The organism is Enterobacter sp. Li2LvB3 (assembly GCF_056156645.1).
In genome coordinates, this window is record NZ_JBSICG010000023.1 from 48,949 (window position 1) to 75,157 (window position 26,209).

Below are 26,209 nucleotides of genomic sequence, written 5' to 3' on the forward strand. Positions count from 1 at the left end.
CAACAAATTTATGATAGCCTGCATAAAACGCTAACCGCAGGATGTGTCGTCGTTATGTCAATTCAGAAAATCGCTCAGCTTGCCGGCGTGTCTGTGGCCACCGTGTCGCGCGTGCTCAATAACAGCGACACCGTAAAGGCAAAAAACCGCGAGCGCGTCCTGTCAGCCATCAAAGAGAGCAACTACCAGCCTAATTTGCTGGCGCGCCAGCTGCGCACCGCCCGCAGCAACATGATCCTGGTGATGGTGTCCAACATCGCTAACCCGTTTTGCGCGGAAGTGGTAAAAGGTATCGAAGAAGAGGCCGAAAAAAACGGTTACCGCATTTTGCTGTGCAACTCCGGCTCTGATATCGAACGTTCCCGCTCAGGCTTAAGCCTGCTGTCAGGTAAAATTGTTGATGGCATTATCACCATGGATGCGTTCTCTAAGCTTCCCGAACTTTCAGCGCTGATCGGGGCCGCTCCCTGGGTGCAGTGTGCCGAATACGCAGATGCCGGATCGGTATCCTGCGTGGGGATCAATGATGTCGATGCCTCGCAACATGTGGTGAGCCAGCTTGCCGACAGCGGTCGTAAACGCATTGCCCTGATTAACCACGATTTAAGCTACAAATATGCCCGTCTGCGCGAGCGGGGCTATAAAAGTGTGCTGCATCTGCGCGAACTGGATTATCAGGTTGTGGAATACGCACGCGATCTCAGCTCTGCAGCCGGGATGTCCGCGATGCAAAAGCTGCTGGTAGATAACCCGCCGGATGCGGTCTTTGCCGTATCCGACACGCTGGCGGCTGGTGCATTGCGGGCGATTGAGCAGGCGGGGCTGCGCGTGCCACAGGATATCGCCGTGGTGGGTTTTGACGGCACGGAGCTTGCAGACATGATCTCCCTGACCACAATCGAACAACCTTCGCGGGATATCGGGCGCAAGGCGGTCGATTTGCTGCTGAATAAAATCGATAACCCGGATGCGCCTACGGAAAGGGTGATGATGGACTGGCGCTTTATTTCCCGCGCCAGTTCCTGATTTATTTCGCCAGTGCGCCGGCCAGCGAGCGAATATCGTTCCCGGTTGGCGACTGGTGAATGCGCAGTCCAAATTCGTCTACTACCGCGAAAATATGATCGAAAATATCGGCCTGAATATTTTCATATTCAGCCCAGATAACGGTATTGGTAAAGGCATATATTTCAACCGGTAGACCGTTAGCGTCGGGGGCTAACTGGCGCACCATTAAGGTCATATCTTTACGAATGCGTGGGTGGTTACGCAGATATTCATTCAGATAAGCACGGAATGTCCCGATATTGGTCATCTTGCGCAGGTTCAATACTGACTCGCCTTCGCCGTTTTCCTCATTCCACACGCTGATTTCTTCATGACGTGCGGCCATATAAGGTTTGAGCAGTTTTGCCTGAATCAGGTGCTGTTGTTCCTGCTCGCTGAGGAAATGGATGCTGGTGGTATCGATATTCAGGCTGCGTTTAATCCGCCGCCCGCCGGAAGCCGACATCCCGCTCCAGTTAATAAAGGCATCAGACACCAGCGCCCAGGTTGGGATGGTGGTTATCGTATTATCGAAGTTGCGTACTTTCACCGTGGTCAGGCCGATATCCGTTACCGTACCGTTTGCCCCGTATTTCGGCATCTCCAGCCAGTCGCCAAGCCGGAGCATATCGTTGGCGGAAAGCTGAATACCGGCCACCAGCCCCAGGATTGGGTCTTTAAAGACCAGCATTAATACCGCAGCCATCGCCCCCAGACCGCTAATCAGAATGGCGGGCGACTGACCAATCAGCAGGGAGATAATCAAAATCCCCACCAGGATTGCGCTGACCAGTTTTATCCCCTGGAATATCCCTTTCAGTGGTAGCTGAGAGGCAGTCGCCATTTTTTGCGACAGCTTAAGCATAACGTCCAGCAGCGAGAAGAAAGAGAGCAGGGCGTATACCATCACCCATAGCTTTGCGCAGGTGGTCAGGATTTCAGCCGCGTCGCTGCTTTTTTGTAACCATAATACCGCCTGAACGTTGACGATAATCCCCTGCAGGGTAAACGCCAGTCGGTGAAATAATTTATTTTGCGTGATTATCTGCAACCACAAATGGCTACTGGCCTGGGCACGTTTTTCAAATGCCCGCAGCACCCCTTTGTGCAGAATAAAATGTACTACGATGGCAGTAAGAAAAATAATACCAAAGATTATCACCAGGGATGTGGTGTGATTAATTTCAATGCCTAACTCTTCAACCTGGGCAATTAATTCCTGCATAACGTCTCCTGTATTGATGCAGCCCCATAATGGCGGCTGCGGATCTATTATGCAAATTCGGAGGGCTTATTTCACCGCGTGGCAAGCCTTCACCACGGGCATACTCAGGTGATGGCGCATACGCAACGTTGCCAGTGCCAGGACAATCATCATGACGGTTTCCACCACCAGGAAAGCGTTGATTGCCTGGGTGTAATCCCCGTGGTGGTTGTGCAGCGCATGCAGCAAAATGGCCCCGAAGATAGCCGGACCAAGGCCTAATGCGGCCTGTTGCAGGGTGCTCAGAATGGCGCTGGCGGCACCGGCATCGTCAGGCTGGATATCGCGCATCCCGATACGGTAGAAACTGTTGACGATCAGCGCCTGGCCGTAGCCCACCAGCCCGGTTGCCGGGGCCAGCGTCAGCGCGGTGTTACTCATTCCCCAGTAACGGAAGGTGGCGATCAGCGCCAGCAGGCCGATTATCTGGATGGCGAGACCGGTGAGCAGAATGGTGCTGGTGCTGTAGCGAGCAATCAGACGCGGGGCAAACCACGCGGAAATAAAGTACGTCACCCCAAGCGCAATAAAGCTGTTCCCGGACTGCCACGGTGCCATGCCCAAACCCGTTTGCATGGTCAGCGCCATGCAGAACATAAACCCGGACCAGACGCTGAAAAAGAGCATCGCAATCAACACGCCAAAACGGATGCTGCCGAGCTGCAAAAGACGCGGCGGGATCAGTGGGTGGTCGTTCTCACGCTCTTTTTTGCGCGCATTTATCGCCATTAACCAGGCCAGCGGAATAATGGCAATCAGCGCAGCCTTAAGCGGCCAGGACCAATGCCACTGCGGGCCGAGTGCCATTGGGAAAAGCAGACAGCAAAGAATTGCCGCCAGCAGGGCAGTGCCTGCCCAGTCGATGCGTGACGGGGTATCACGGCGGGTTTCCGGCACATGGCGGCGGCTTAACGCCAGCACAATCAGGCAGAATGGCACGTTGATGAAAAAGGCATTTCGCCAGCCCAGCCCGGCGATATCGGCTGATACCAGCCAGCCGCCGCCCATCTGCCCGACGATAAATGCGATACCACCGATACCGCCAAACAGGCTGATGGCTTTGGCATGCGCCGTTCCTTTTAGCGTGACATGTAGCGTGGCGAGGATCTGCGGCATGATAAGTGCGGCCCCGGCACCCTGAACAATACGCGCAGCCAGAAGCTGTTCAATGCTCCCCGCCATACCGCACAGCAACGACGCCAGCCCAAAAATCGCTACCCCCGCCATAAACAGACGGCGACGACCCAGGTTATCGCCAAGCTTGCTGCCCAGCGCCAGACAGACGGCAAACGCCACACCGTAGAGCGCGACAATCAGCTCCAGTTCGGTTGCGGTGGCATGTAACGAGCGGGTAATGGAGTCCAGCGCGACGTTGGTGATTGAGGTATCAATCAACGGCAACATCTGGCCGGTTAACAGCAAAATCAGGCCTGCACGACCCAGTGAAACAACTGACGTATTCATGGTAACTCCATTGCGTCATTCAACAGATGGTCGTAGCATCGACTATCTGATAAACGGGTACCAGTTCTTACTTATACTGGTACTGGCACTACCATGCAGGGGGAAATATGGCGCTAATGTCTGAACCTGTCACTTCGCTGCAGGATGACACCCGAAAACAACTGGGGGCATTTTTGCGCGCGCGTCGCGAAAGCCTCGATCCGCAGCGCCTGGGTTTACCACGCAGCGGACGCCGCCGCACGCCGGGCCTGCGCCGTGAAGAGGTGGCGATGCTCGCGGATGTGGGCGTGACCTGGTACACCTGGCTGGAGCAGGGCAGGGACGTCAATCCGTCCAGCGTGGTGATGGCCGCTGTCGCAAAAGCGCTGCAGTGCACGCCGACCGAAGCCCGGCACCTGTTTGTTTTAGCGGGTCTGCCGCCGGGCGAAGCGCCGCAGGCGGTCTGCTGCGAGGGGATCAGCGAAGGTACGCGCCGCCTGCTCGACACCCTGATGCCGAAGCCTGCCAGCATTCAGAAACCCAATTTTGACATCGTGGCGTGGAATGACAGCTTCGGGCACCTGATGGGCGTGGATTTCAATGAAATTCCGCCGGAAGACCGCAACTGTATTTATCTGTTCCTCACCCATCCGGCGTGGCGCGCTCGTCTGGGCAAACGCGACGATGCGCTGGCGATATTCGTCTCCTACTTCCGCGCGGCAATGGCGGAGCACCGGGGCGATCCGCTGTGGGAAGCCAAGCTGGCGCGCTTCTTTGCGGTGTCGGAGGAGTTTAAAACCCTGTGGCACCAGCGCAACGACGTGCGCGGCGTCGAAAACCAACTCAAGGTCTTCTGCCACCCTGAACTGGGAGAGTTTAATTTACAGCAGATGTACTGGTATTCCGCGCCGCGAAACGGCTCGCGGTTGCTGGTCTATCTGCCGGTGGATGAGACCGGGGAGCAGGCGCTAACATGGCTGGCGCAGCAGGCTGTTATACTGAGCTAAACCCAACTCTTTCAGGGATCGAATATGAACGTTACGCGTAAGCAAGAAAAAGTTCTTCGCCGCGCTCTCACCGAGTGGGAACAAGAGGGCGCATTAACGGCTGAGGAACATCAGCGTCTGGCGGGTAGCCTGAAACGCGTTGCGATGGACTGGCAGCGCCTGAGCCGCTACGCCTTCTGGACCGCGCTGGCTTGCGTCATTATCGCCATCGGCAGCCTGTTTGCCGACAGCGAGCTGATGGCGCGCATCATCGAATTTTTCTCTTTCTCATCCATCGCTCGTATCGGGTTGCCTGCGCTGGTGGCGGTGCTGTTTTACCTGTGGGGATTTGCCAGACAGCGGCGGGAAACCCAGTGGCACTACAGCACGGAATCTATCCTGTTCCTTGGCGTGTTCTTTACCGCCATCGCGCTTTGGCAGCTTGGCGAAAGGCTGGATAACGGCAGCGGTCACATCGCGCCGCTGTTCCTTGCAGGCTGCGCCGTTTACGGGCTGGTGGGGTTCTTTGGCCGCTCAGGACTGGTGTGGCTGTTCTTCCTGCTATCGCTTGGCAACTGGTTTGGTGCGGAGACGGGCTATATGTCCGGCTGGGGCGCATACTGGCTGGGGATGAATTATCCGGTGCGATTTATCTTCTTTGGCGGCGCGCTACTGGCGCTGTGCTGGGTATTGCGCGCGATGTTGCAGGCGCGACATCTGTACACCACCAGTAAAGCGATGGGGCTGACGTACCTGTTTGTTGCGCTGTGGATCATGTCGATTTTTGGCAACTACGATGTGGATAACTGGTACAGCGTCACTCAGGCTTCGCTGCTGCCGTGGGCGCTGCTGTTTGCCGTCGCGGCGGGTCTCTGTATTTACGTCAGCCTGAAAACTGACGACGGGATGCTGCGTGGCTTCGGCCTGACGTTCCTCGCCATCAACCTCTACACCCGCTATTTCGAATACTTCTGGGACGGGATGAACAAAGTGATCTTTTTCCTGATCCTGGCGGCATCGCTGGCAGTGATAGGGCGTTATGCCGAGAAAATCTGGCACGCCGGGAGTTCGGTTAAGTAGGTTTTGCGAGGCGCTTTCAGGGAATGAATGCAGTTTTTCCTGGGCCTTGATAAAGCGTGTAAGGTATCTCACGGAAGGCAAAATTAGCCTTTAATGCAAATTGCCTTATATGCTAATATCACCAGGGATGACATATTGTGTTCAGACTCATTGTCCATGAGGCAGTTAGAGAAGAGATCCTCTCATTGCCAGCAGGGGTACAGGCGAAGTTGATTCGCCAGCTTGATAAACTGCGCAGTAATCCGACGGCGCTACGAGAGCCCGACAGCAAACCCTTACCCTATGGTTTGTTTGAAATCAGAACTATTGGGCTGCTTCATAGCCGCGGGATTTATGTGTATCAGCAGGGGAAGACGATTTTTCTGCTGCGAGTGTTTATCAAGAAGACCCAGAAAACGCCCTCTGCGGAGATCCGTCTGGCATTAAAACGACAACAGGAGATGTTGGATGAGCAAGAAGATGATTGACTGGGATGCGTTAAGATCTGAACTGCTAAGTCACTCAGACGTGCAGGCGGCATTTGATGCAGAGGAACGCAAAGAACGCCTGCGTGAAATGCTGGCGCAGTGGCGTAATCATGCTGGTCTTACGCGTGCGCAGGTTGCGGAACGAATGGGAGTCAGCGCGCCAACGGTTTCCCGCATGGAAGCCAATATTACCCGGGCAAGCCTGGATACCTTAACGCGTTATGCGCTGGTATGCGGTGTTAAGCATCCGCAGATTACGCTGTACTAAAATCTGGCACGCCGGAACCCCGGGTGCCAGTAGCCATTAGCACTCGGTGACAACGGTGCTCAGCGGCAGGCGAGACTTTGGCAGAGAGGCGTTGAAATCTTCTACGCTGTGATGCCCGACCGGCACCACTACCAGGCTGGTGAAGCCTTTCTCTTTCAGGCCAAACTCTTCGTCGAGGATAGCGGCGTCGAAGCCTTCAATTGGCACTGCATCCAGGCCCATCGCGCCCACGCCCAGCAGGAAGTTGCCTACGTTCAGGTAAACCTGTTTCGCCATCCACTGGTCGTCATCTTTCAGATCCACGCGGTGCATGTCGGCGAAGTAGTGGCGGCCTTTATTGTTGGCGGCTTTTGCTTCTGGCGTGGCAAAACGACCATCGGCATCTTCCTGGTCCACCACACGTTCCAGCCATGCGTCGTCCATTGCGGTTTTCGCGCAGAACACCACTACGTGAGAAGCATCCAGCATTTTGCGTTCGTTGAACACATAGGTGCCCGCAGCGGATTTCGCCACGCGTGCTTTACCTTCTTCAGTGCTGGCAACAATGAAGTGCCATGGCTGTGAGTTGGTGCTGGACGGGCTGTATTGCAGCAGGGTTTTAATTTTCTCGCCTTCTTCAGCGGTCAGTTTTTTGCTTGCGTCGAACGCCTTAGTGGAGTGGCGTTTCAGGGCGACAGAAATAATATCCATAACAACTCCTGGTGATGAAATTCGCCCGTCGGCGGGCGCGAAAGGGAAGCAGATTACAAGGCAATTCGGGAAAAGATAAGTGCGATACGAGCGCTTATACTGTTCGTCTCAGCCGAACAATCAGACCGGGCGTATCCACTTCTGATCTTTTTTGGGTAGCTTGTCGACAACCAGATTCCATGAATCAGCGATAAGGTCGGCAACCAGCTCCGGCGTCATGTCATCGCTGCCGTAGAGTGAAATCCAGAGCTTTTTATTCAGGTGATAACCCGGCTCAATGCCGCGGTAAATCTGCTGATTTAACAGCGATTTTTCCGGGTCGGATTTCAGGCTGACGTGAGGACGCCCTTTTACAGTCGCCACAATCATGAAGACCTTCCCGGCCACTTTAAACACGTCGTACTCTGGCCCAAACGGCCAGCAGTGTTCTGCGAAGGGGAATTCCCGCGCAACCCTTATGGCGTGCTCCTGTAATTCACTACCGTCCATCACTATCCTCCTGAGCCAGCCCGCGCCACATGGCTTCAAAACCGAGTGCTTTAAAATCGACGGCGCGTGAAGGATCGCGGGTGGCAAATTCCATTGTGGTTTCAGCCAGTGATAAGAAAATCGCATCACCGAACGTTTTGAATTCATCAGACATAAACACCTGGCGCACCGAGCGGCGACACAGTTCATGCAGTTCCGGGAACATGTCTTTTACGGCCTGTTCGGTCTCAGCGTTGATTTTTTCACTGACGCCAAGCTGGCGAATGGCTGCGTGCGAGACGGGATTACGAATACCCCAGTCCACGTAGCTGTTCCAGATGTTGCGGGTATGATCTTTGGGCAGGGTAATGCTGCGATCAAGATTTGCCAGCATCGTCTGGCAGAGATCCTGTTTCAGGTGTAGATAGAGGGCATTCAGTAGATCGTCTTTGGTAGCAAAGTAGCGGAACAGCGTGCCTTCGGCGACGCCCGCGTTACGGGCGATTAATGCCGTTGAAGCGGCGATACCTGACTGTGCAAATGCAGCGGTTGCTGCTTCCAGTAAGGCCTGTTTTTTATCTTCACTCTTAGGACGTGCCACTAAATTTCCCCTCCTGTCAATTGTAAAAACCATGATTGAAACACGTGCTTTGCCACGCTGCAACGCGGAATGTCAAAGATCGAAAACGTCTTGACGAGTTTCTCGCCATATCTATAATGAGTGCTTACTCACTCATAATCAAGTTTACCCGCGCAATCCATCGGATGGGGCGCGTAGCCGGGTCAGGATATGAAAAAACCTCAATTCATCTGCGTGGTGTTTGTCATGATTATTGCTTCAGCTGCAAGTTTACCTTTTGTTCTGAATGCCGGATTCGGCCAGCCACCGCAGGGTGAGCAGCTAACGGAAGTTGAAGCGTCTGCGCAGTATCGCGACGGGCGTTTCCACAATACGCTACCTACGCCGGGCTATAACGGCGACAAAAATATGCTGGTGGCGATGTGGGAATTTCTGACCAAAAAAACCGAAAACGCGCGTCCTGCCGAGCCGCTGCCGCTGGTGAATACCGATCTGGCGAGCCTGCCGCTGGAGCAGGATACGCTGGTGTGGCTCGGCCACTCGTCCTGGTTTATGCAGCTTGCGGGCAAACGCATCTTAATCGATCCGGTGCTTGGCAACTACGCCGCGCCGTTTTCGTTCCTGAACAAAGCCTTTGCGGGTGAATACCCGTGGCGCGCGGAGTCCATGCCGGACATCGACCTGCTGATTATCTCTCACGATCACTACGATCATCTGGATTACGCCACCATTAAGGCGCTGCTGCCGAAGGTGAAGCGCGTGGTCACGCCGCTGGGTGTGGGTTCGCATCTGCGCTACTGGGGCATGAACCCGGCGATCATCGACGAGCGCGACTGGAATCAGTCGGTGCGCATCAGCGATGAACTGACGGTGCATGTGCTCCCGGCGCGTCACTTCTCCGGACGCGGCATCAAACGCGACCAGACCCTGTGGGGCAGCTTTATGTTCGTCACTCCTGAGCAGAAGGTTTACTACAGCGGTGATTCCGGTTACGGGCCACACTTCAAAGCCATTGGCCAGCAGTTTGGCGAGGTGGATTTAGCCATTATGGAAAACGGCCAGTACGACCAGGACTGGAAGTACATCCACATGCTGCCGGATGAAACTGCGCAGGCGTCGGCAGATCTTAACGCCAGAGCCGTTGTACCTGGGCATAACGGACGCTTTGTGCTGGCGAAGCACAGCTGGAACGATCCGCTGATCCAGCTGGCAAGAGCCAGTACGGATAAAAACTACCGGCTGCTGACGCCGGAACTGGGCGAACCCGTCCGCGTGGGTGACACCACCCAGCAATTTAGCCAGTGGTGGGAATAATGTTTAATCGGGAAGCAGAGGGGGAGAGCAGCATGACTATTTCCGCTCAGGTCATCGACACCATCGTCGAGTGGATCGACGACAACTTACATCAACCGTTGCGCATTGAAGAGATTGCCCGCCATTCAGGGTATTCAAAGTGGCACCTACAGCGGTTGTTTATGCAGTACAAAGGCGAGAGTCTGGGGCGCTATATCCGGGAACGTAAGCTGCTGCTGGCAGCGCGCGATCTGCGCGAGTCGGACGAGCGCGTGTACGAGATCTGCCTGCGCTACGGATTTGACTCACAACAAACGTTTACCCGCATCTTCACCCGCACGTTCCACCAGCCGCCTGGTGCGTACCGCAAAGAAAACCACTGTCGGGCGCATTAATCTGGTTGCCCCGCAAGCATTGCGCTTACCGGGGCATAACCCCTTCCGCCAGACGCCGCCGTTCCCCTCAGTTGCAGAACGCTCTCCTTTTTATTGAAAATAATTCCCATTTGCATTAGCGTAAGTGACACATTTTGCTGGGGAAAACGCGGTAATGAAAAGGGCATGGAGTGGTTTGCTGTTAGGGATTGGGACGCTGCCGGTGCTGGCGGCGACCTGTGAAACGCCTTCTGTTCAGGGGGAGCTTAAGGGGAAATTTGATGCCAGCGGCGAAGTCTGCTTTGTGCTTCCGGCCCTGGGCGAAAATTATGTCTCTGCCACGCTGAACGGCGTCACGGATGCCCGCCTGCTGGACGGGCAAAACCGGCGTATCCGCACCCTGATTGAACACGGCCCGGTGGATGGTGAACACTCGCTTCTTTTTGCCCTGCCGGTGCGTCAGAGCACGTCTCTGGTTCTCCATGGGGAAGAGGGCACCCCCTGGCGTTTTCAGTGGCGGATGAAAGAAACCGCTGCGTTGTCGCGCACGCAAATGCCAGAGCCCGAAAGCCCCACGCTAAAAGCGCTGGCAAAAACGGTTGCAGCGGGGGGAAGTACGGATGCGTTCTGGCAGGCGCAAATCCGGCAGGGAACGCCGATGGTTGAACCGGTCGATTCTCATCACAAACGGGTGACTTTTTTATGGCGCGGTGCGAAGGATAACGTCTTTCTCCTTGGTTCGCCTGCGGGCGAGCACGATCCTCTGTTCCGTCTTGGTAAAAGTGACGTCTGGTTTCGCAGCTACGTGGTTCCCTCTGATACGGTAATGCAGTACAAACTCGCACCGGATGTGCCGTTAATCGACGGGCAGCCTCGTGATCAGCACCGGGCGATCCTGGTCAGCGCCCAGGCGGATCCGCTCAATCCCCATTCGTCCGGTGAACAAAAGGCTGACCGCTGGAATCGTTTTTCATTGCTTGATCTCAGCCCGGCACGCTATTTCTCCGCTCAGGCCATGGCTCAGCCGCTGAGGAATGGCACGCTGACCCGTGAAATGTTGGCCAGCAAAATTCTCGGCAACAGCAGGGAAGTGATGATTTACAAACCGCGTGGGGCACAGCCTGCGCGCTGGACGCTTATTCTGTTCGACGGGCAGGTTTATCAGGATCAGTACCACGTTGCAAATGTGCTGGACGGCCTGATTTCCCGCCATCATCTCCCCCCGGTTAATGTCGTCTTTATTGATAGTCTCGATCACCCGCGTCGTGGCAAAGAGTTGCCACCGAACCCGGATTTCGCCGATTTTATGGCTCACGAACTGCTGCCGTGGCTGCGCGGGCAGGGGATTGCCCTGCAACGGCAAAAAACGGTGCTGGCGGGTTCAAGCTATGGTGGGATCGCCTCATCCTGGGTGGCACTGCGATATCCGCGGTTGTTCGGCAATGTACTTAGCCTGTCGGGATCATACTGGTGGGCACCGAAAGGGGAAGCCTCTGGCTGGCTCACGCGGCAGTACCAGCAGTCACCACAGTATCCTGTGCAGTTCTGGCTTCAGGCCGGGACGTTTGAAACCCGCGGGCCGGGTGGCGGGAACTATCGCACCACTAAAGATTTTGAGCAGGTATTACGCGATAAAGGCTACCGCGTCAGCTTCCATCCGTGGTCCAGCGGCCACGATTACGTGGCCTGGTGTGAGGCGCTGATCCACGGAATGCGCGATTTCACCGGCTTACGACGCCAGTGAAAACCAACGGCGCCAGACGAAACGCAGGATAAAGAATTCGATGGCGCCAAGCACCAGGAACCACAGGCAGAAAAGGAGGGTGTAGAGCTGGTTAAGATCGACCAGGTGGAAGGTCACCATCATTTTCTGCGCCAGCACCAGCCCGAGCGAGGGCGCCGGTAACAGCAGGCAAGAGAGCAGGGCCATCAGCAGAATGCCCCCGGCTGTTAGCAGCGATTCTAACGGGTGTTTCATATTAATGTTAATCGTCAGTTAAAAAAGTTATTGTCGGGCATATTGTAGCGTAAAGCAATATAAACCCGATATTCACTTTTTGAAAAAACCAGGGTCGTGTTTCGCTAATAAATAACCGAAACAGAATAATACTCTTAAGACGATTAAGCTAATATCGGGTTATGTAAATAAATGTCTTCCTCAGGAAAATAATTTTACAAATGTATATGTGCTATATCCAATTAACGTTGCAATAACAATGGCGGCGATAATATATAACGCCAGGCGGCGTCCGCGATAAATGCCAAACATGGTGGCTCCTTGTTTAGTTTTGGTTTAGAAATATTTTGTAAAAATCAGTTCATCGAAATAGTTTTAATCAGTTTTGAATAACCCGTCAGTAATTATATTGCGGTAGATCAATTTAAGCCGCAAGCCTTAAAAATGAATTTATTAAAGCCAGAAAGGAATTCAGGCTTCCGTCCACCGGATATTGCAGGATATGACGTAATGACCAAAATGAAGAACGTACAGAATATGCCACCCGCAGGGGGAAATGTGCAGGGGAAGCCCTACCAGCAAACGGTAGAGCAAGTACTTGCTCACAAGCAGACTCATGCAGACGGCCTTGATCGCGCAGAGGCGAAAGCCCGTCTGCACCAGTATGGCCCGAATGCCCTGCCGGAAAAAAAAGGTAAGCCTGCGTGGCTGCGTTTTCTGGCGCATTTTAATGATGTGCTGATATATGTTCTGCTGGCCGCTGCGGTACTCACCGCTGTCATGGGGCATTGGGTCGATACGCTGGTTATTTTGGGCGTGGCGGTCATTAATGCGCTGATTGGTCATATCCAGGAAAGTAACGCTGAAAAATCCCTGCAAAGTATTCGCAATATGCTTTCCAGCGATGCGCGTGTTATTCGGAATGGTAATCATGACACTATTCCCACAACTGAAATAGTCCCGGGTGATATTATTGTATTACGCGCAGGCGATCGTATTCCGGCTGATATGCGTCTGATTGAAGCTCATAATTTACGCGTTGAAGAAGCTATTCTAACGGGTGAATCAACGGTTGTGGATAAACACATTCTGCCACTCGACGGTGAATTATCGCTGGGCGATCGCACTAACCTGGTGTTTTCCGGTACCACTGTTAGTGCAGGTGGCGGTGTGGGGGTGGTTATTGCAACCGGGCAGGATACGGAGCTGGGCCATATCAATCAGATGATGGCTGGTATTGAAAAGCACCGCACCCCACTGCTGGTGCAGATGGACAAACTGGGTAAAGCCATTTTCGTCATTATTCTGGCGATGATGGCCGCGCTGTTTGTCTTTAGCCTGGTATTGCGCGATATCCCGATGGGGGAATTGCTGCTCTCGCTGATAAGCCTTGCAGTGGCTTCGGTACCGGAAGGTTTGCCGGCGATTATCTCCATTATCCTATCCCTTGGCGTACAGGCGATGGCACGCAAAAAAGCCATTATCCGTAAGCTGCCAACGGTAGAAACTCTTGGGGCGATGACTGTGGTCTGCTCGGATAAAACCGGCACGCTGACCATGAACGAAATGACCGTTAAAGCCATTATTACGGCAGATACCTGCTACCGCGTGGACGGTAATAGCTATGAGCCAGTGGGCAATATCTATCTTGAAGGCAGCGATGAGCCGGTGCAGATCCAGCCGGGCACCGTGCTGGAACAGTATCTGCGCACCATCGACCTGTGTAACGACAGCCAGCTGATCCAGGATGAGCGCAGTTTGTGGGGCATCACCGGCGGGCCAACCGAAGGCGCACTGAAAGTGCTGGCGGCGAAGGCAAACCTGGAGCCTGTGTTGACCACGCTGGTTAACAAGATCCCGTTTGACTCTCAGTACAAATACATGAGCACGCACCACCAGATTGGTGGCGAAGAGCAGATCCTGGTCACCGGCGCGCCGGATGTGCTTTTCGCCCTGTGCGAGCAGCAGCAGACCCGCAATGGTACGGAAGCTTTTAACCGCACGTACTGGGAATCTGAGATGGAGCGCTACGCGCGCCAGGGGTTGCGCATGGTTGCTGCTGCGTTCAAACCGGCGAACGGTGAGACCCGGCTTACCCATGACGACCTGAACCACGGGCTGATTTTCCTCGGTATCGCCGGGATGATGGATCCGCCACGCCCGGAAGCCATCGACGCAATCCACGCCTGCCAGCAGGCCGGGATCCGCGTGAAGATGATCACCGGCGATCACCCGCAAACAGCCATGAGCATCGGCCAGATGTTGGGGATCACCAACAGCGTGCAGGCGGTTACAGGCTATCAACTGGAGAAAATGGACGATCAGGAGTTGGCGAATGCGGCGGTGGAATATGACATCTTCGCCCGTACCAGCCCGGAGCATAAGCTGCGTCTGGTGAAAGCCTTGCAGGACAAAGGTGAAATCGTGGGCATGACCGGTGACGGAGTCAACGATGCACCAGCCCTGCGTCAGGCTGATGTCGGTATCGCGATGGGAATTAAAGGCACTGAAGTCACCAAAGAAGCGGCAGACATGGTGCTGACGGATGACAACTTCGCCACTATTGCCAGCTCGGTAAAAGAAGGGCGACGCGTTTACGACAACCTGAAGAAAACCATTCTGTTCATCATGCCAACCAATCTGGCGCAGGGGCTGTTGATTGTGATTGCGCTGCTGGCGGGGAACATCATTCCACTGACGCCTGTCCTGATTTTGTGGATGAACATGGCCACCTCCGCCACGCTCTCTTTCGGTCTGGCTTTTGAAGCCGCTGAGCGCAACATCATGAAGCGCCCACCGCGTCTGACCGGGCAGCACGTGATGGATGCCTTTGCCGTGTGGCGTGTCGCCTTTGTGGGCACCATGATCGCCATCGCTGCATTTGCACTGGAAGCCTGGCTGGCACCACGCGGCCACAGCGCAGAGTTTACGCGTACCGTGCTGTTGCAGATGCTGGTCTGTGCGCAGTGGGTGTACATGATTAACTGCCGTAATGCCGACGGGTTCTCCCTCAACCGTGGCCTGCTGGCGAACAAAGGTATCTGGCTGGTGACGGGCGTACTGTTACTGCTGCAACTGGCGATTATCTACCTGCCGTTTATGCAGATGCTGTTTGGCACTGAAGCCCTGCCGCTGCGCTACTGGGCTATCACGCTGGTGATTGCAGGCGCGATGTTCTTCATCGTTGAAATCGAGAAGCGCCTGACCCGCAGGTTCCGCAAGGCTGCATAAACTTTTGCCCTCACCCTAGCCCTCTCCCACAGGGAGAGGGAACTCAGACGGCCCTCTCCCTGTGGGAGAGGGCCGGGGTGGGGGGGAACACATCTGAGGTACTCCCATGAAATTCCCACTCCTGTTCGCTCTCCTCGCCAGCACCCTGCAAACCGCCGTTTCCGTGCGGTCATGATGACGGCGGTATTCAGCGGGATGCTGGTTGCGACCCTCATCGGGATTGTTTTTATCCCCGCCCTGTTTGTGCTGTTCCAGCGCCTGCGTGAGTGGGGGCACCGGCTTACGGACTCGTGGCCCAGAGTTCGCAATGTTTTTGCACCAGCGAGGTCAGCGAACCGCCATTGTTGATGAAATCCCGCATCTGCTGCGCCTCGCTTTTGCCCTGTTTTAACAGCAGGGTAATCTCCGTGATGGCGCTGGTTGCGCCAAGTTTCCCGGCCGACGGGGCAACCTGCTCCAGTAACCACGCGATATCCTCCGCAATGGTTTTTTGTTCTCCGGTATGCACGTCGGTCAATATTCCTTGCAGCCCATAGCGGCAGGCCTGGAACCGGTTAAAGCGATACAGCAGAAAATCGCGTTCCTGATGCTGGTAAGGCCGGGTGGTCAGCAACCAGTGTGCGGTGGCCTGGATAAGCCCGGCGATATTAATGGCGTGTGAAAGCGTGAGTGGGGTATCCATCACCCGGACTTCCACCGTGCCAAAGTGCGGGCTTGGGCGAATATCCCAGTGTAAATCTTTAATACTGTCGACGATGCTGGTGGTGCTCAGGCGGCGAAACAGCCCCTCGAACGCCTGCCAGTTGTTCACCCACGGCATCGGGCCGTTATCCGGAAACCCGGAGAAGATATTGAGCCGCGACGAAGCAAAGCGGGTATCGGTGCCTTGCATATATGGCGATGCCGCTGCCAGGGCGATAAAGTGCGGCACAAAGCGTGACAGGCCGTGCAGCAGGTAAATGGCGTCATCTCCGGTCCGGCATCCGATATGCACGTGCTGGCCAAACACCGTGGCCTGCAAAATCAGATAACCAAACCGCTCCAGCGTGATGTTGTAGCGCTCGTCATCGCACACCTCCTGGCGCTGCCATTTTTGAAACGGATGCGTCCCTCCACCACAAATCTGAATCCGCTGGTCTGCCGCCACGCGCAAGATGCTCTGCTGCATGGCAGAAAATTGCGCTGCGGCCTGGTTAATGTCCTTACACACGCCTGTGGCGATTTCGAGCATACTCTCGGTGATATCGTGCTTCACTTCACCAGCGTTGATCTCATTTTTTACGGCGGTAATCAGTGCGGAAGAGTCCTGGCTGAGATCGTAGCCCGGTGGGTTAACCACCTGGAGTTCCAGCTCAATGCCGAGGGTGAAAGGTTCTGAGGCGTGAAAGTCGGGTAAAGGCATGGGGTGCTCCGTTGTCGGGGATACGTTGAGTATAGACAACGGCGTTATTGGCCCTTCTCGATCAACTTGTGGCTGAAAAACCTGGAATGCAATTTCGCTCAAGGATGAGCCCGATATTGCCGATATCGGGTAATACCTCTACTTACAAAAAGGCAATTAAGGATAAAAAATGAGCGACACCCCTTTCAAATGGACGTGCATTTCATGCGATAAGGACATTTCGCAGGATCAGGAATACTGTGCAGAATGCGAAGAAAAGCGCTACAGGAAAATTGGGGGATTGTTATTCCTGCCATTACTCAATTTGTTACTGATCGCCTACGGTTATTTCACTTCTCTGGCAGTAACATTAAACGCCGGGCTATCGACGATGGGCCGTATTCAGGCATCCCAGTCGACCTATCTGTTTATTGCCGTGGCGGTGAATTTCATTCTCCTGCTCTACATAATTTACGTTGCCTCGCTCTTTTTCCGTAAGAAGAAAGAGCTTCCTCTTGCGTATAGTGTTTTGATCGTGGTCGGCATCGTGATAATGCTGATTGACCGGGTCGTCACGTCCAGTCTGTTCCCCGCGATACCGATGAACTTTAGCCAGATAATGCCCATAGTCACGCACGTAATTTACGCCTGTATCTGGATACCGTACTTCCGTGCTTCCGTACGGGCTAAAAAGACCTTTATTCGATAGTGGCGCAGGGCATTTACCCCAAATCCCTCGCCCCAAATCGCATTGTGTTTTACACTCCACGCTGCAAAAATTGAGTTAATGAACGATCAGACAGGCGGTAACAGCGATGAACGGTACAATCACAACGTGGTTTAAAGATAAAGGCTTTGGATTTATCAAAGATGAAAACGGTGACAACCGCTATTTTCATGTGATTAAGGTCGCGAACCCTGATCTGATCAAGAAAGATGCAGCGGTGACCTTTGAACCCACCACCAACAACAAAGGCTTGTCTGCCTATGCGGTGAAGGTCATCCCGGAAAGCCAGTACATCTACATTGCGGGCGAGCGGCTGAAACTCACCTCCATCAAATCTTTCGTGGTGTTCAGCGAGGAAGTACCGGCCGATACCAGCATTGATAAAGAAAATGCGGTGCTGTCGGTAGGGATCCTGATGAATAACATCAAACCCAAAACCACGGCTAAGCCGGGTGAAATGCGCACGGTGAAGAAACTGGCCATCACCACCTTCCAGAAAACGACGCACATCTTCTCAGAAGATGAGATCGATATCGAAGCCACGGTAAAAATGCTGAAATAACAGAAGGCCGACACTCTGCGGAATGTCGGCCTTTTTTGCCCGCCTCAACGCGCTGTCATGTCTGATTCCTTCACAAAATCCGCCAGCAGCCAGACCATATCATGCAGCAGCTTTGTGAGTTCTTTTGCCACATCGGTTGGCAACGTCTTCCCCGCTATCGCGTGGGTGAGAGCCTTCGCGTAGTCCACCTGTAACGAGGCGTCCTGCCAACATTCGGGTACGCAGGCGTTGAGTTTTTCGCCCGCAACGACCTGTTCAACCAGGTACGAAGGCAGGTCATTGTCGCAGTGAGCCCGCAACTGATTAAGCCCATGCAGAAGACGTTCGCAAAGTGCAGCATGGGTTTCGCGATCGTCGGTTTCGACTAACACGCTAACCCATGCAGCGCATGCTTCGCTCAGAACAATGGGATCCGCAGTATCGGGAAGCGGCCGGGTGAGAAGTTGGTGAATAACGTTTTCTTCAGATTGCGTGTGTGTCAGGGTAGGGTTTGTTGTCATGTGATTTTCCTTGTAAAAAAAAGCTCCTGGCCAACCAATACGTTCCTGTGCCGGTGAGTGGTAGCGCTGACGAAGGTAGGAATACCGCACACGACAAACGGTCAGCCTTTCGGCTACTCCACCAGCGCCACCATATCTTTAAAGGGGGGAACGCTGTCGCGACAATTTCATTGTCGTGTCATGAAAAACGGGTTCCTACGCCCGGTTGCGGATGCACCGCAACGCAGGCACTTTACGACCATGAAAAAACAAATAACAGTCTTATCCCTTGATGAAACAGGGTTACTTTTTCAGTTTGCGAGGCTCCTTCCAGAAAGGCCATCGCCCCACGGTACTACCCCATCCGGTGCTCGCCTTTAAGCATCGCCTCACGGTCAAACACCCGCTGGATCACCCCGTGCGCCATAAACGCCGCGCGGTCAGACATATGCGCAATTACATCTGCATCATGGCTCACCAGCAGATAGGTCATACCGTGCTGTTGTTTAAGTCGGTTCAGCAGGTTGAGAATTTCCGCCTGCACGGACATGTCCAGCGCGGAAGTTGGTTCATCCAGCAGCAACAGCTGCGGGCGTAACAGCAAAGCGCGGGCGATAGCCACACGTTGCCGCTGCCCGCCGGAGAGCTGATGCGGATAACGTTTACCCGCATCGGCAGACAGCCCAACCTGCTGCAATGCATCGGCTACTTTTTCGGTAATCTGCGTTTCACCGTGGATTTTTAACGGCTCAGAGAGCGTGCGTGCGATAGTATGGTTCGGGTGCAATGACGCCCACGGATCCTGAAATACCATCTGCACGTTGCGCCGCAGTGCGCCTTCAAAGCGGTGGCCTGTCTGTAAATGCTCACCCAGCACGGCAATGCTGCCGCTCCAGTCGTGTTGCAGCCCCGCCAGAACCCGCAAAATGGTGGATTTCCCGCAGCCGGATTCACCAATCAGGCTGAAGGTTTCACCTTTCCCGATTGCAAAGCTGGCTGCAGATACTGCGGTTTTTCCCCCGAAGGTAACCTGGAGCTGATTGACTTCAACGAGTGCCATTACTCGCCTCCTTCCATGGCTGAGTACGGTCAAGCGTTGGCAGCATCTGCCCAAAGGTGCTGGCGTCAGGACGGCAGGTCCAGAGCGTGCGCGTATACGGGTGACTGGCTTGTGGCAATTGATTTGCCGCCATCTCATCGACTTTTTCGCCCTGATACATCACCAGCACGCGGTCGCAATGTTCCGCCACCAGCGGCAGGTCGTGGCTAATCAGCAGCATCGCCATCTGACGCTCTTCACACTGCTGCACCAGAAGCTCGAGGATCTGGTTACGCAGGCGGGCGTCCAGCGCCGAGGTGGGCTCATCGGCAATCAGTACCTGCGGGTTGTTAATCAGCGCGATGGCAATCATCACGCGTTGCCCCATACCGCCCGAAAGCTCGCCTGGATAACGCGTCAGCACATTGTCGGTTAGCCCCACGGCGCGAATAATGTCGTGGATGCGCGCAAGACGCTCCGCTCGCGGCAGGGACTGATGCAGGGTTAAGGCTTCTTCAAGCTGGGCGGCCACGTTTTTCACCGGGTTAAGGGCGTAGCGCGGATCCTGAAGCACCATCGCAATACGGTTACCGCGCAACGCCTGCCAGCGTTTGTTATTCAGGGTCAGCAGGTCGTTGCCGAGCACGTTAAGCTGGCTTGCGCTCACGATGCCCGGCTTGCGCACCAGCCCCATCAGGGCGCGGGCGGACATGGATTTTCCTGAACCCGATTCCCCAACCAGCGCCAGGCGTTCATTGCCAAGCGTAAAGCTCAGGTTGTTAACCACGCGCGCGGTGGAGTAGTCGATATTCAGCGCATCGACGATGACGCGTTGTTCAGTCATGTTGCGGCTCCAGTACATCGCGCAGGCCATCGCCCAGCAGGTTAAATGCCAGGCTGGCAAACAGAATTGCACCGCCCGGAATGGCGGCAATCCACCACTGGTCAAAAATGACCTGCATCCCGTCGGCAATCATGGCTCCCCATTCTGCCATCGGTGGGCGCGCGCCCAGACCGAGGAACCCAAGCCCGGCAGCAGCCAGAATAATTCCGGCCAGATCCAGTGCCAGACGCACAATCGCCGACGGCAGACACAGCGGCAGAATGTGGCCTAAAAGCAGCCGGAACCCGCGGATCCCCATCATTCCGGCAGCAGCCAGATAGTCGCTGTGACGCAGGCGCTGAATTTCACTGCGCGCCTGGCGGGCATAGGCGGGCCAGGTGGTTAAGGCCAGCGCCAGCGCCCCGTTTACCAGCCCCGGGCCAAGCATGGCCACGAACGCAAAGGCGAGGATCAGCCGCGGCATCGACATCACCACATCGGTAAAGCGCATCAGCACCCGCTCCAGCCAGCCGCCGTAAAACCCTGACAAAATCCCCACCAGCAGGCCTGCGGGCAGGGTGATGACGGTGACAAGCGCAACCAGCCCCAGCGCGGGGCGTGTGCCGTAAATCAGGCGTGAAAGCAGGTCGCGACCGTAGCTGTCCGTTCCCAGCCAGTGCTGGGCGTTGGGGGCCTGTAAGCGTGCGGCGGCGTCCTGCCAGTTAGGGTCACGCGGTGCAAGCCATGGAGCAAACAGCGCAACAGACACCAGCAGCGCGATGGCGATAAGCCCGCAAAACGCCGCAGGAGAGCGGCGCAGGCGGCGTAAAAAGAGATAAAACGGCATTAGCGCACCCTGGGATCGGTTGCCCGCACAAGCAGGTCGGTAAGGTTATTGATCAGTACAAAACAGACGCCAATAAGCAACGTGCCGCCCATCACCGCTGTGGTATCGCCCGCAAACAGCGCGGTGGTGAGATAGCGCCCGATACCCGGCCAGGAGAAGACGGTTTCGGTTAATACCGCGCCTTCCAGCATACTGGTGTAGGCGAGGGCGATAACTGTCAGCAGGGTGCTACGAATATTTGGCAGGACGTGGCGCAGCAGAATGGTCATCTCCCCGGCACCTTTAGCGCGGGCGAGCAGAATGTACTCTTTGTTCATCTCGCTCAGGCACGCTGAACGCGTCAGGCGGGTAATGCTCGCCAGCGAGTAATAGGCCAGCAAGAGCACCGGCAGCACCAGATGGCTGATGGCATTTCTGAAGGCGTCCCGGTCACCGGAAAGCCAGGTATCGACAAGCGCAAACCCGGTATGTGGCTCAACGGTAAACTGCCAGACATCATCCAGCCTGCCGGGGCCTGCGCTCCACTGGAGCTTCGCATAGAACAGCGCCAGCATCAGCAGGCCGAGCCAGAAAATCGGTACCGAGTTGCCGAGCAGGGTAAGCGTGCGGATCGTCAAATCGAGCGCTGTACCGGCGTAGCGGGCGCACAGCACGCCAGCTATCACACCGAGTAAGCCGCCAATAATAAGCGCCAGGGTTGCCAGCTCCAGCGTGGCGGGAAACGCGTGCAGCAGATCCTGTAACACAGGCTGCCCGGTGGCGCTGGCAGTGCCTAAATCGCCATGGGCGAGGTTTTGCACGTAATGCCAGAACTGCACGGGCAGCGGTTGATCCAGACCGAGCTGGTGGCGAACCTGATCGTAAGTGGACTGGCTGGCGTGATCGCCGACGATCTGCAAGACGCGATCGACGGGGGAAAATGCGGAAAGCGCAAACGTGATGAGCAACAGCCCGAAGAGCGTGAGCATCAGGGTCAGCAAGCCCTGAAGCACGCGCGTCACGTGGGTGGAAAGATGTGGCATGGGAAATCTCTTCATGCCGGGTGGCGGTTTCGCCTTACCCGACCGACAAAAACCAAGAACGTAGGCCGGGTAAGCGAAGCCGCCACCCGGCAACAAGGGCATATTACTTCGTGACGTTGTCGTACCAGACCATATCCGCGTTCAGCCCCTGCTGATAACCCTTCACGTTATCGCGCACCACAATCTGGGTTTTGCCCTGATCGACAAACACGTACGGCGAGTTATGCTGCAACTCTTCCTGCATCTTCTTGTACAGATCCAGGCGCTTCGCCGGGTCAGGCTCGGCAACCGCGGCCAGTGTGGCTTTATTCAGCTCAGGAATTTTCCAGCCGTTCAGGCCCGCCACGGTGCTGGATTTACCGTCGTTCCAGGCGAATGCACTGGCGTTAGAGTGCGCATCGAAATAGTCCGGGATCCACAGGCGGATCGCCGCCTGATGCTGTTTAGCGCGTACGCGGGCATACACCTGGCTACCCGCCGCTGGCAGTAGATCTACCTTCACGCCGCCCTGGGCAAAACTTGCCTGCATGGATTGCGCGATGGTGATAAACGGCGGCTTGTTCTCCACGTCCAGCGTGAAGTGCGCATCCTTGATGCCCGCTTTGGCGAGGATCGCTTTCGCTTTTGCCGGATCAAACTTAAATGGATTGTCTTCCAGCGCCCCCGGCAGACCAACCGGCAGGAAGCTCTGATGGACAAAATACTGGCCTTTCAGCAGGTTTTTGGTGATGCCGTCATAATCTACCAGCCAGCGAGAGGCTTCCCAGAAGGCCGGGTTGTTCAGCAGTGGGTTAGCGCTGTTGCCGGTGTTAAACACCAGGTAGTTTTGCTCGGCAGACGGAATGCTCAGTACCTTCACGCCGGATTTGCCTTCCAGCGCGCTGATCTGGTCAGCGCCCAGATCGCGGGCGACATCCGCATCACCCTGCTGGATCAGCAGGCGGCGGGAAGCCGGGTCGGGGACGTTTTTAATGATGATGCTTTTAAGCTTCGGCGCACCGCCAGGGGCGGTTTCGTTGGCTTCCAGTACGATGGCCTGATGCGGCTGGTAGACACGCATTTTAAACGCGCCGCTGCCCGCAGAGTGCATTTTCAGCCAGGCATTGCCGAAGTCGTTATCCTTCACATTCGCAGACACCAGTTTCTGATCAACGATAGAGGCAATCGGCGTGGAGAGGATATTCAGCGCCACGGATGGGCTGACGTCCGCCGTCCAGTGCAGGGTGAGCGTGTGGTCATCCACTTTCTTCAGCTGGCTTTCGATGTTGCTCGCGTCCCAGCCCAGCACGTTAAGGATAAACGCCGGGGATTTGTTCAGGGTCACGGCGCGGGTATAAGAGAAGATCACATCTTCCGGGCGCAGTGGATTACCGGAGGCGAATTTCGCATCAGGCTTCAGTTTGATGGTCAGGGTTTTTGCTGCCGCATCGGCCTGCCAGCTTTCGGCCAGAATCGGGGTGATTTTTTCCGGGTTAGTGCGGTCTGGCTGTACCAGGCGCTGATACAGGCTCGGTACGGTCTGGATGCTGGAAAGTTCGTTGGCTTCTGCCGGGTCGAGACTCACAATGTCATCAAGACCTTGTGCGACAACCAGCGTATTGGGTGGCGTGGCGGCGTTGGCAGTAGCAGAGAGCACAGCCAGTACCAGTAACGGCAGCAATTTTTTTGTCATAGCGATCCCTGGAAAGTCATTATTGTGATTGTTTTATGCACCGCTACGTTAGGCTGACTAATGTATTCCGCAAAGTTTAAATTCTGCTTTGCTTATGCCTTCAGGGTATAACGCATTTATATTGGCTATTAGCCCGAACGCTTTCCTGCCGCTTTTTAACCTGCTATAACAAAATCCTTACCTTTCAAGGAGTCATCCCTGTGCCGGAAATCAATCAACATGGTCAGACCGTTAACGATATTGTTCCCGACTGGAAAGGCGCGAGCGTCCTGACCCGTACACCGCTGGTGGGGCGCTATTGCCGTCTTGAACCGCTGGATCAAGAGCGCCATGCCGCCGAACTCTTTGATGCTTTTGCTCTGGGGGATGACAGTGACTGGACGTGGCTTGCCAGTACGCAGCCCGCCACGGTTGAAGAGACATCGCACTGGGTGCTCGGTAAAGTAATGGATGATGCGCTGGTGCCATATGCCGTTATCGACTCGCGCACCGACCATGCGGTGGGGCTGGTGAGCTATATGGCGATTGAACGGCTGATGGGGTCGGTAGAAATCGGCCACGTCACCTGGTCGCGAAAGATGAAAGGCTCCCGGATTGGCACCGAGACGGTGTGGCTGCTGCTGAAAAATGCCTTTGAGCACGGCTATCGCCGCCTGGAATGGAAGTGCGATTCGATGAACGTGGCATCGCGCAATGCCGCAGAGCGTCTGGGGTTTATCTGGGAAGGGCGGCTACGACAGAAGCTAGTGCGCAAGGGGCGCAACCGCGATAGCGACATGCTTTCTATTATTGATAGCGAATGGTCAGCGCGTGATGCGCAGTTGCGCGCGTGGCTGGCACCGGAGAATTTTGACGAGGAAGGGCGGCAGGTGAAACGGCTGGATGCGTTTCGCGGGTGATTTTCAGCCGGAACACGACAGCGCTGTAACTCTCTTATTTAACCAGAATAATTTCATCGTTTAAGGATCATAAAAATGAAAAACGGCAACCCATGTTGCCGTTTCGTTTTTACTTTCTCGCCAGCGCCACGGCGTGCTGCCACGCCTGCCAGCGCTGCTGCAACCGCGCATGTCGCGCCATATCCGGCGCAAATGTCACGTGTTCCGGCAGATACTGGCGAAGCTGCGCCGTCGTCAGATTCATCAACGCCTTGCGCGCCAGCAGCGCCGCGCCGGTGGCGGAAAGCTCTGCCACGTCGCTACGCATCACCGGGCAGCCAAGCAGGTCGGCCTGGTACTGCATCAGCCAGTCATTTTTGGTTGGCCCGCCATCCACCATTAGCGCACTGAGCGTAAAACCCTGATGGGCGCGCATCGCGGTTATCACGTCGGCAATCTGGTAGGTAATGGACTCCAGCGCGGCGCGGATCAGGTGCGCACGTTTCACACCGCGACTTAATCCGTGGATCAACCCGCGCGCGTTTTCATCCCACCAGGGAGCACCAAGCCCGGTCAGCGCCGGAACGAAAAATACCCCCAGGGTTGAATCAACCGTACGGGGCAAGTCGTTCAGCGTCTGCGCCAGTTCCTGCGGCGGAAGCTCGCTCAGCCCCGTACTGTCGGCCATCCACGCCACCGCATCTCCGGTGTGCGGAATATTTCCCTCCAGGCCGTACACCAGCGTGTTCCCGTCGTGCCAGGCGACCGTGGTGGCAAGCGAAGTCACGTCACAATCGGCAGACATCACCGGAGCCATCACAGACGATCCCGTTCCGTAAGTGGCTTTCACGCAGCCTTCAGCTCCCAGTCCATGAGCGAACAACGCGGCGTGGGAATCGCCAATCATGGCCAGCACCGGAATGCCGTCAGGAATGGATGTCCAGCCCGATGTCGTGCCAAACAGGCCGCTCGACGGTTTAATGGCAGGCAGGGCTTTGCGCGGGATGCCAAACAACGCGAGCATGTCCGCATCCCAGTCACCCGTTTGCAGGTTCATCAGCTGCGTGCGCGACGCGTTGGCGTGATCGCAGTAAAAACTCTCGCCCTGTGTGAGCTGCCACAGCAGCCAGCTGTCGATGGTGCCAAGACAAATCTCCCCCTGTTCAGCAAGGGCCAAACTGTCAGCAGTGTTATCCAGCAGCCAGCGCATTTTGGAGGCAGAAAACAGTGGTGCCACCGGCAGGCCGGTGACGGCTTTGATCTGCTTCTCGTGACCATTCTCGCGCAGCGTGTGGCAAAACGCAGAGGTGCGGGAACATTGCCAGCTCAGGGCCGGGGCAATGGGCCGCCCTGTTGCCCGATACCAGCCCACTACAGTTTCGCGCTGGTTGCTGATGGCTAACGCCGACACGCGTTCTGCGCCAACGGCTTCGATGGCGCGAGAGATGACATCCAGCGATGCTGCAAGCAGCAACTCTGCGGATTGCTCCACCCATCCCTCGCGCGGGGTCTGGATCTCCAGTGCGCGCGAGAAGCGGGCCACGATAGTGCCGCTACCATCAAAGGCCACGGCTTTCGCATTTGTAGTGCCCTCATCAAGGGCAATAATAATATCCTTGTTCACCGACATA

Annotated in this window: 26 protein-coding genes and 1 pseudogene; 13 read left to right on the forward strand and 14 right to left on the reverse strand. The window is 55.5% G+C overall.

Annotated features, from left to right (window positions below; translation table 11 throughout):
• The first annotated feature begins 54 nt into the window (after window positions 1-54).
• Window positions 55-1,026 carry a LacI family DNA-binding transcriptional regulator gene (locus ACS603_RS18020; RefSeq protein ID WP_182059925.1) on the forward strand — a complete coding sequence of 324 codons (972 nt, stop codon included), beginning with the start codon at window positions 55-57 and terminating at the stop codon, window positions 1,024-1,026.
• 1 nt (window position 1,027) lies between these two features.
• Here the strand turns inward: ACS603_RS18020 and ACS603_RS18025 are convergent, their stop codons facing one another.
• The gene (locus ACS603_RS18025; protein WP_474944672.1) at window positions 1,028-2,272 is read right to left on the reverse strand and encodes a mechanosensitive ion channel family protein; all 1,245 of its coding nucleotides are present in this window, start codon (window positions 2,270-2,272) and stop codon (window positions 1,028-1,030) included.
• A gap of 66 nt (window positions 2,273-2,338) precedes the next feature.
• Window positions 2,339-3,775: an MFS transporter gene (locus ACS603_RS18030; protein ID WP_315688063.1), complete on the reverse strand. Its 1,437-nt coding sequence runs from the start codon at window positions 3,773-3,775 to the stop codon at window positions 2,339-2,341.
• Window positions 3,776-3,882: 107 nt separating this feature from the next.
• Here ACS603_RS18030 and ACS603_RS18035 point away from each other — a divergent pair, with 107 nt between their 5' ends.
• The 4 genes from ACS603_RS18035 to ACS603_RS18050 all read left to right on the forward strand — a co-directional run bounded on the left by ACS603_RS18035 (window position 3,883) and on the right by ACS603_RS18050 (window position 6,555).
• Window positions 3,883-4,761 carry a helix-turn-helix transcriptional regulator gene (locus ACS603_RS18035; protein ID WP_315688064.1) on the forward strand — a complete coding sequence of 293 codons (879 nt, stop codon included), beginning with the start codon at window positions 3,883-3,885 and terminating at the stop codon, window positions 4,759-4,761.
• 24 nt (window positions 4,762-4,785) lie between these two features.
• Entirely contained in the window at window positions 4,786-5,820 is a 1,035-nt protein-coding gene (locus tag ACS603_RS18040) for a DUF2157 domain-containing protein (RefSeq protein ID WP_315688065.1), read from the forward strand.
• Window positions 5,821-5,957: 137 nt separating this feature from the next.
• Complete coding sequence (locus tag ACS603_RS18045; protein WP_014069224.1) at window positions 5,958-6,287, forward strand: type II toxin-antitoxin system RelE/ParE family toxin; 330 nt, start codon at window positions 5,958-5,960, stop codon at window positions 6,285-6,287.
• Entirely contained in the window at window positions 6,280-6,555 is a 276-nt protein-coding gene (locus ACS603_RS18050; protein WP_041162197.1) for a helix-turn-helix domain-containing protein, read from the forward strand. The genes ACS603_RS18045 and ACS603_RS18050 overlap by 8 nt, the downstream gene beginning before the upstream one ends.
• A gap of 36 nt (window positions 6,556-6,591) precedes the next feature.
• On the opposite strand, the gene nfsB is transcribed toward ACS603_RS18050, so the two are convergent.
• From nfsB to ACS603_RS18065, 3 genes are all read right to left on the reverse strand, one after another.
• A complete protein-coding gene (nfsB, locus tag ACS603_RS18055) occupies window positions 6,592-7,245 on the reverse strand; it encodes an oxygen-insensitive NAD(P)H nitroreductase (protein WP_315688066.1) in 654 nt (217 codons plus the stop codon).
• 120 nt (window positions 7,246-7,365) lie between these two features.
• Window positions 7,366-7,734: an MmcQ/YjbR family DNA-binding protein gene (locus ACS603_RS18060; RefSeq protein ID WP_182059932.1), complete on the reverse strand. Its 369-nt coding sequence runs from the start codon at window positions 7,732-7,734 to the stop codon at window positions 7,366-7,368.
• Window positions 7,724-8,314 (reverse strand): TetR/AcrR family transcriptional regulator, encoded by a 591-nt coding sequence (locus tag ACS603_RS18065; RefSeq protein WP_446492355.1) that lies wholly within the window; start codon window positions 8,312-8,314, stop codon window positions 7,724-7,726. Before ACS603_RS18065 ends, ACS603_RS18060 begins: the two co-directional genes overlap by 11 nt.
• Window positions 8,315-8,503: 189 nt before the next feature.
• On the opposite strand from ACS603_RS18065, the gene ACS603_RS18070 reads away from it, so the two are divergent.
• The 3 genes from ACS603_RS18070 (at window position 8,504) to ACS603_RS18080 (ending at window position 11,704) form a co-directional block, all read left to right on the forward strand.
• Window positions 8,504-9,607, forward strand: a complete 1,104-nt coding sequence (locus ACS603_RS18070) for an MBL fold metallo-hydrolase (RefSeq protein WP_474944673.1) — start codon at window positions 8,504-8,506, stop codon at window positions 9,605-9,607.
• Window positions 9,608-9,639: 32 nt separating this feature from the next.
• On the forward strand, window positions 9,640-9,981 hold the full coding sequence (locus ACS603_RS18075; RefSeq protein WP_474944674.1) for a RamA family antibiotic efflux transcriptional regulator: 342 nt from the start codon (window positions 9,640-9,642) through the stop codon (window positions 9,979-9,981).
• A 154-nt stretch (window positions 9,982-10,135) separates the two neighbouring features.
• Window positions 10,136-11,704: an alpha/beta hydrolase-fold protein gene (locus ACS603_RS18080; protein WP_446492358.1), complete on the forward strand. Its 1,569-nt coding sequence runs from the start codon at window positions 10,136-10,138 to the stop codon at window positions 11,702-11,704.
• Here the strand turns inward: ACS603_RS18080 and ACS603_RS18085 are convergent.
• The gene (locus ACS603_RS18085) at window positions 11,690-11,938 is read right to left on the reverse strand and encodes a DUF1158 domain-containing protein (RefSeq protein WP_182059937.1); all 249 of its coding nucleotides are present in this window, start codon (window positions 11,936-11,938) and stop codon (window positions 11,690-11,692) included. The two genes, ACS603_RS18080 and ACS603_RS18085, sit on opposite strands and share 15 nt — an antisense overlap.
• A gap of 489 nt (window positions 11,939-12,427) precedes the next feature.
• Between ACS603_RS18085 and ACS603_RS18090 the strand changes: the two genes are divergently transcribed.
• Window positions 12,428-15,148 (forward strand): cation-transporting P-type ATPase, encoded by a 2,721-nt coding sequence (locus ACS603_RS18090; RefSeq protein ID WP_315688069.1) that lies wholly within the window; start codon window positions 12,428-12,430, stop codon window positions 15,146-15,148.
• A gap of 147 nt (window positions 15,149-15,295) precedes the next feature.
• Window positions 15,296-15,496 (forward strand): annotated as a pseudogene (locus ACS603_RS18095) (hypothetical protein); the annotation flags it as partial.
• On the opposite strand, the gene ACS603_RS18100 reads toward ACS603_RS18095, so the two are convergent.
• Window positions 15,429-16,550 carry a YbdK family carboxylate-amine ligase gene (locus ACS603_RS18100; protein ID WP_182059939.1) on the reverse strand — a complete coding sequence of 374 codons (1,122 nt, stop codon included), beginning with the start codon at window positions 16,548-16,550 and terminating at the stop codon, window positions 15,429-15,431. The pseudogene ACS603_RS18095 and the gene ACS603_RS18100 sit on opposite strands and share 68 nt — an antisense overlap.
• Before the next feature lie 169 nt (window positions 16,551-16,719).
• Between ACS603_RS18100 and ACS603_RS18105 the strand changes: the two genes are divergently transcribed.
• Both ACS603_RS18105 and ACS603_RS18110 read left to right on the forward strand, forming a co-directional pair.
• Window positions 16,720-17,238 (forward strand): DUF2569 domain-containing protein, encoded by a 519-nt coding sequence (locus ACS603_RS18105; protein ID WP_315688071.1) that lies wholly within the window; start codon window positions 16,720-16,722, stop codon window positions 17,236-17,238.
• 106 nt (window positions 17,239-17,344) lie between these two features.
• A complete protein-coding gene (locus tag ACS603_RS18110) occupies window positions 17,345-17,818 on the forward strand; it encodes a cold-shock protein (protein ID WP_315688072.1) in 474 nt (157 codons plus the stop codon).
• A 44-nt stretch (window positions 17,819-17,862) separates the two neighbouring features.
• Here ACS603_RS18110 and ACS603_RS18115 read toward each other — a convergent pair whose 3' ends face one another.
• The 6 genes from ACS603_RS18115 to ACS603_RS18140 all read right to left on the reverse strand — a co-directional run bounded on the left by ACS603_RS18115 (window position 17,863) and on the right by ACS603_RS18140 (window position 23,700).
• A complete protein-coding gene (locus ACS603_RS18115; protein ID WP_315688073.1) occupies window positions 17,863-18,318 on the reverse strand; it encodes a hypothetical protein in 456 nt (151 codons plus the stop codon).
• Window positions 18,319-18,652: 334 nt separating this feature from the next.
• Complete coding sequence (locus ACS603_RS18120) at window positions 18,653-19,357, reverse strand: ABC transporter ATP-binding protein (RefSeq protein ID WP_182059943.1); 705 nt, start codon at window positions 19,355-19,357, stop codon at window positions 18,653-18,655.
• Window positions 19,344-20,180 (reverse strand): ABC transporter ATP-binding protein, encoded by an 837-nt coding sequence (locus ACS603_RS18125; protein WP_474944675.1) that lies wholly within the window; start codon window positions 20,178-20,180, stop codon window positions 19,344-19,346. Before ACS603_RS18125 ends, ACS603_RS18120 begins: the two co-directional genes overlap by 14 nt.
• On the reverse strand, window positions 20,173-21,006 hold the full coding sequence (locus ACS603_RS18130) for an ABC transporter permease (RefSeq protein WP_182059945.1): 834 nt from the start codon (window positions 21,004-21,006) through the stop codon (window positions 20,173-20,175). The genes ACS603_RS18125 and ACS603_RS18130 overlap by 8 nt, the downstream gene beginning before the upstream one ends.
• On the reverse strand, window positions 21,006-22,028 hold the full coding sequence (locus tag ACS603_RS18135) for an ABC transporter permease (RefSeq protein WP_474944676.1): 1,023 nt from the start codon (window positions 22,026-22,028) through the stop codon (window positions 21,006-21,008). Before ACS603_RS18135 ends, ACS603_RS18130 begins: the two co-directional genes overlap by 1 nt.
• A gap of 103 nt (window positions 22,029-22,131) precedes the next feature.
• Complete coding sequence (locus tag ACS603_RS18140) at window positions 22,132-23,700, reverse strand: ABC transporter substrate-binding protein (protein WP_474944677.1); 1,569 nt, start codon at window positions 23,698-23,700, stop codon at window positions 22,132-22,134.
• Window positions 23,701-23,900: 200 nt separating this feature from the next.
• On the opposite strand from ACS603_RS18140, the gene ACS603_RS18145 reads away from it, so the two are divergent.
• Complete coding sequence (locus tag ACS603_RS18145; RefSeq protein WP_474944678.1) at window positions 23,901-24,599, forward strand: GNAT family N-acetyltransferase; 699 nt, start codon at window positions 23,901-23,903, stop codon at window positions 24,597-24,599.
• Between the two features lie 109 nt (window positions 24,600-24,708).
• On the opposite strand, the gene ACS603_RS18150 is transcribed toward ACS603_RS18145, so the two are convergent.
• Window positions 24,709-26,208: an FGGY family carbohydrate kinase gene (locus ACS603_RS18150; protein WP_474944679.1), complete on the reverse strand. Its 1,500-nt coding sequence runs from the start codon at window positions 26,206-26,208 to the stop codon at window positions 24,709-24,711.
• Window position 26,209 lies beyond the last annotated feature (1 nt).

Coding starts and splice junctions, on each gene's coding strand:
- ACS603_RS18020 (WP_182059925.1), top strand. CDS start 55: ATGTCAATTCAGAAAATCGCTCAGCTTGCCGGCGTGTCTGTGGCCACC.
- ACS603_RS18025 (WP_474944672.1), bottom strand. CDS start 2,272: ATGCAGGAATTAATTGCCCAGGTTGAAGAGTTAGGCATTGAAATTAAT.
- ACS603_RS18030 (WP_315688063.1), bottom strand. CDS start 3,775: ATGAATACGTCAGTTGTTTCACTGGGTCGTGCAGGCCTGATTTTGCTG.
- ACS603_RS18035 (WP_315688064.1), top strand. CDS start 3,883: ATGGCGCTAATGTCTGAACCTGTCACTTCGCTGCAGGATGACACCCGA.
- ACS603_RS18040 (WP_315688065.1), top strand. CDS start 4,786: ATGAACGTTACGCGTAAGCAAGAAAAAGTTCTTCGCCGCGCTCTCACC.
- ACS603_RS18050 (WP_041162197.1), top strand. CDS start 6,280: ATGATTGACTGGGATGCGTTAAGATCTGAACTGCTAAGTCACTCAGAC.
- nfsB (WP_315688066.1), bottom strand. CDS start 7,245: ATGGATATTATTTCTGTCGCCCTGAAACGCCACTCCACTAAGGCGTTC.
- ACS603_RS18060 (WP_182059932.1), bottom strand. CDS start 7,734: ATGGACGGTAGTGAATTACAGGAGCACGCCATAAGGGTTGCGCGGGAA.
- ACS603_RS18070 (WP_474944673.1), top strand. CDS start 8,504: ATGAAAAAACCTCAATTCATCTGCGTGGTGTTTGTCATGATTATTGCT.
- ACS603_RS18075 (WP_474944674.1), top strand. CDS start 9,640: ATGACTATTTCCGCTCAGGTCATCGACACCATCGTCGAGTGGATCGAC.
- ACS603_RS18080 (WP_446492358.1), top strand. CDS start 10,136: ATGAAAAGGGCATGGAGTGGTTTGCTGTTAGGGATTGGGACGCTGCCG.
- ACS603_RS18085 (WP_182059937.1), bottom strand. CDS start 11,938: ATGAAACACCCGTTAGAATCGCTGCTAACAGCCGGGGGCATTCTGCTG.
- ACS603_RS18090 (WP_315688069.1), top strand. CDS start 12,428: ATGACCAAAATGAAGAACGTACAGAATATGCCACCCGCAGGGGGAAAT.
- ACS603_RS18100 (WP_182059939.1), bottom strand. CDS start 16,550: ATGCCTTTACCCGACTTTCACGCCTCAGAACCTTTCACCCTCGGCATT.
- ACS603_RS18105 (WP_315688071.1), top strand. CDS start 16,720: ATGAGCGACACCCCTTTCAAATGGACGTGCATTTCATGCGATAAGGAC.
- ACS603_RS18110 (WP_315688072.1), top strand. CDS start 17,345: ATGAACGGTACAATCACAACGTGGTTTAAAGATAAAGGCTTTGGATTT.
- ACS603_RS18115 (WP_315688073.1), bottom strand. CDS start 18,318: ATGACAACAAACCCTACCCTGACACACACGCAATCTGAAGAAAACGTT.
- ACS603_RS18120 (WP_182059943.1), bottom strand. CDS start 19,357: ATGGCACTCGTTGAAGTCAATCAGCTCCAGGTTACCTTCGGGGGAAAA.
- ACS603_RS18125 (WP_474944675.1), bottom strand. CDS start 20,180: ATGACTGAACAACGCGTCATCGTCGATGCGCTGAATATCGACTACTCC.
- ACS603_RS18130 (WP_182059945.1), bottom strand. CDS start 21,006: ATGCCGTTTTATCTCTTTTTACGCCGCCTGCGCCGCTCTCCTGCGGCG.
- ACS603_RS18135 (WP_474944676.1), bottom strand. CDS start 22,028: ATGCCACATCTTTCCACCCACGTGACGCGCGTGCTTCAGGGCTTGCTG.
- ACS603_RS18140 (WP_474944677.1), bottom strand. CDS start 23,700: ATGACAAAAAAATTGCTGCCGTTACTGGTACTGGCTGTGCTCTCTGCT.
- ACS603_RS18150 (WP_474944679.1), bottom strand. CDS start 26,208: ATGTCGGTGAACAAGGATATTATTATTGCCCTTGATGAGGGCACTACA.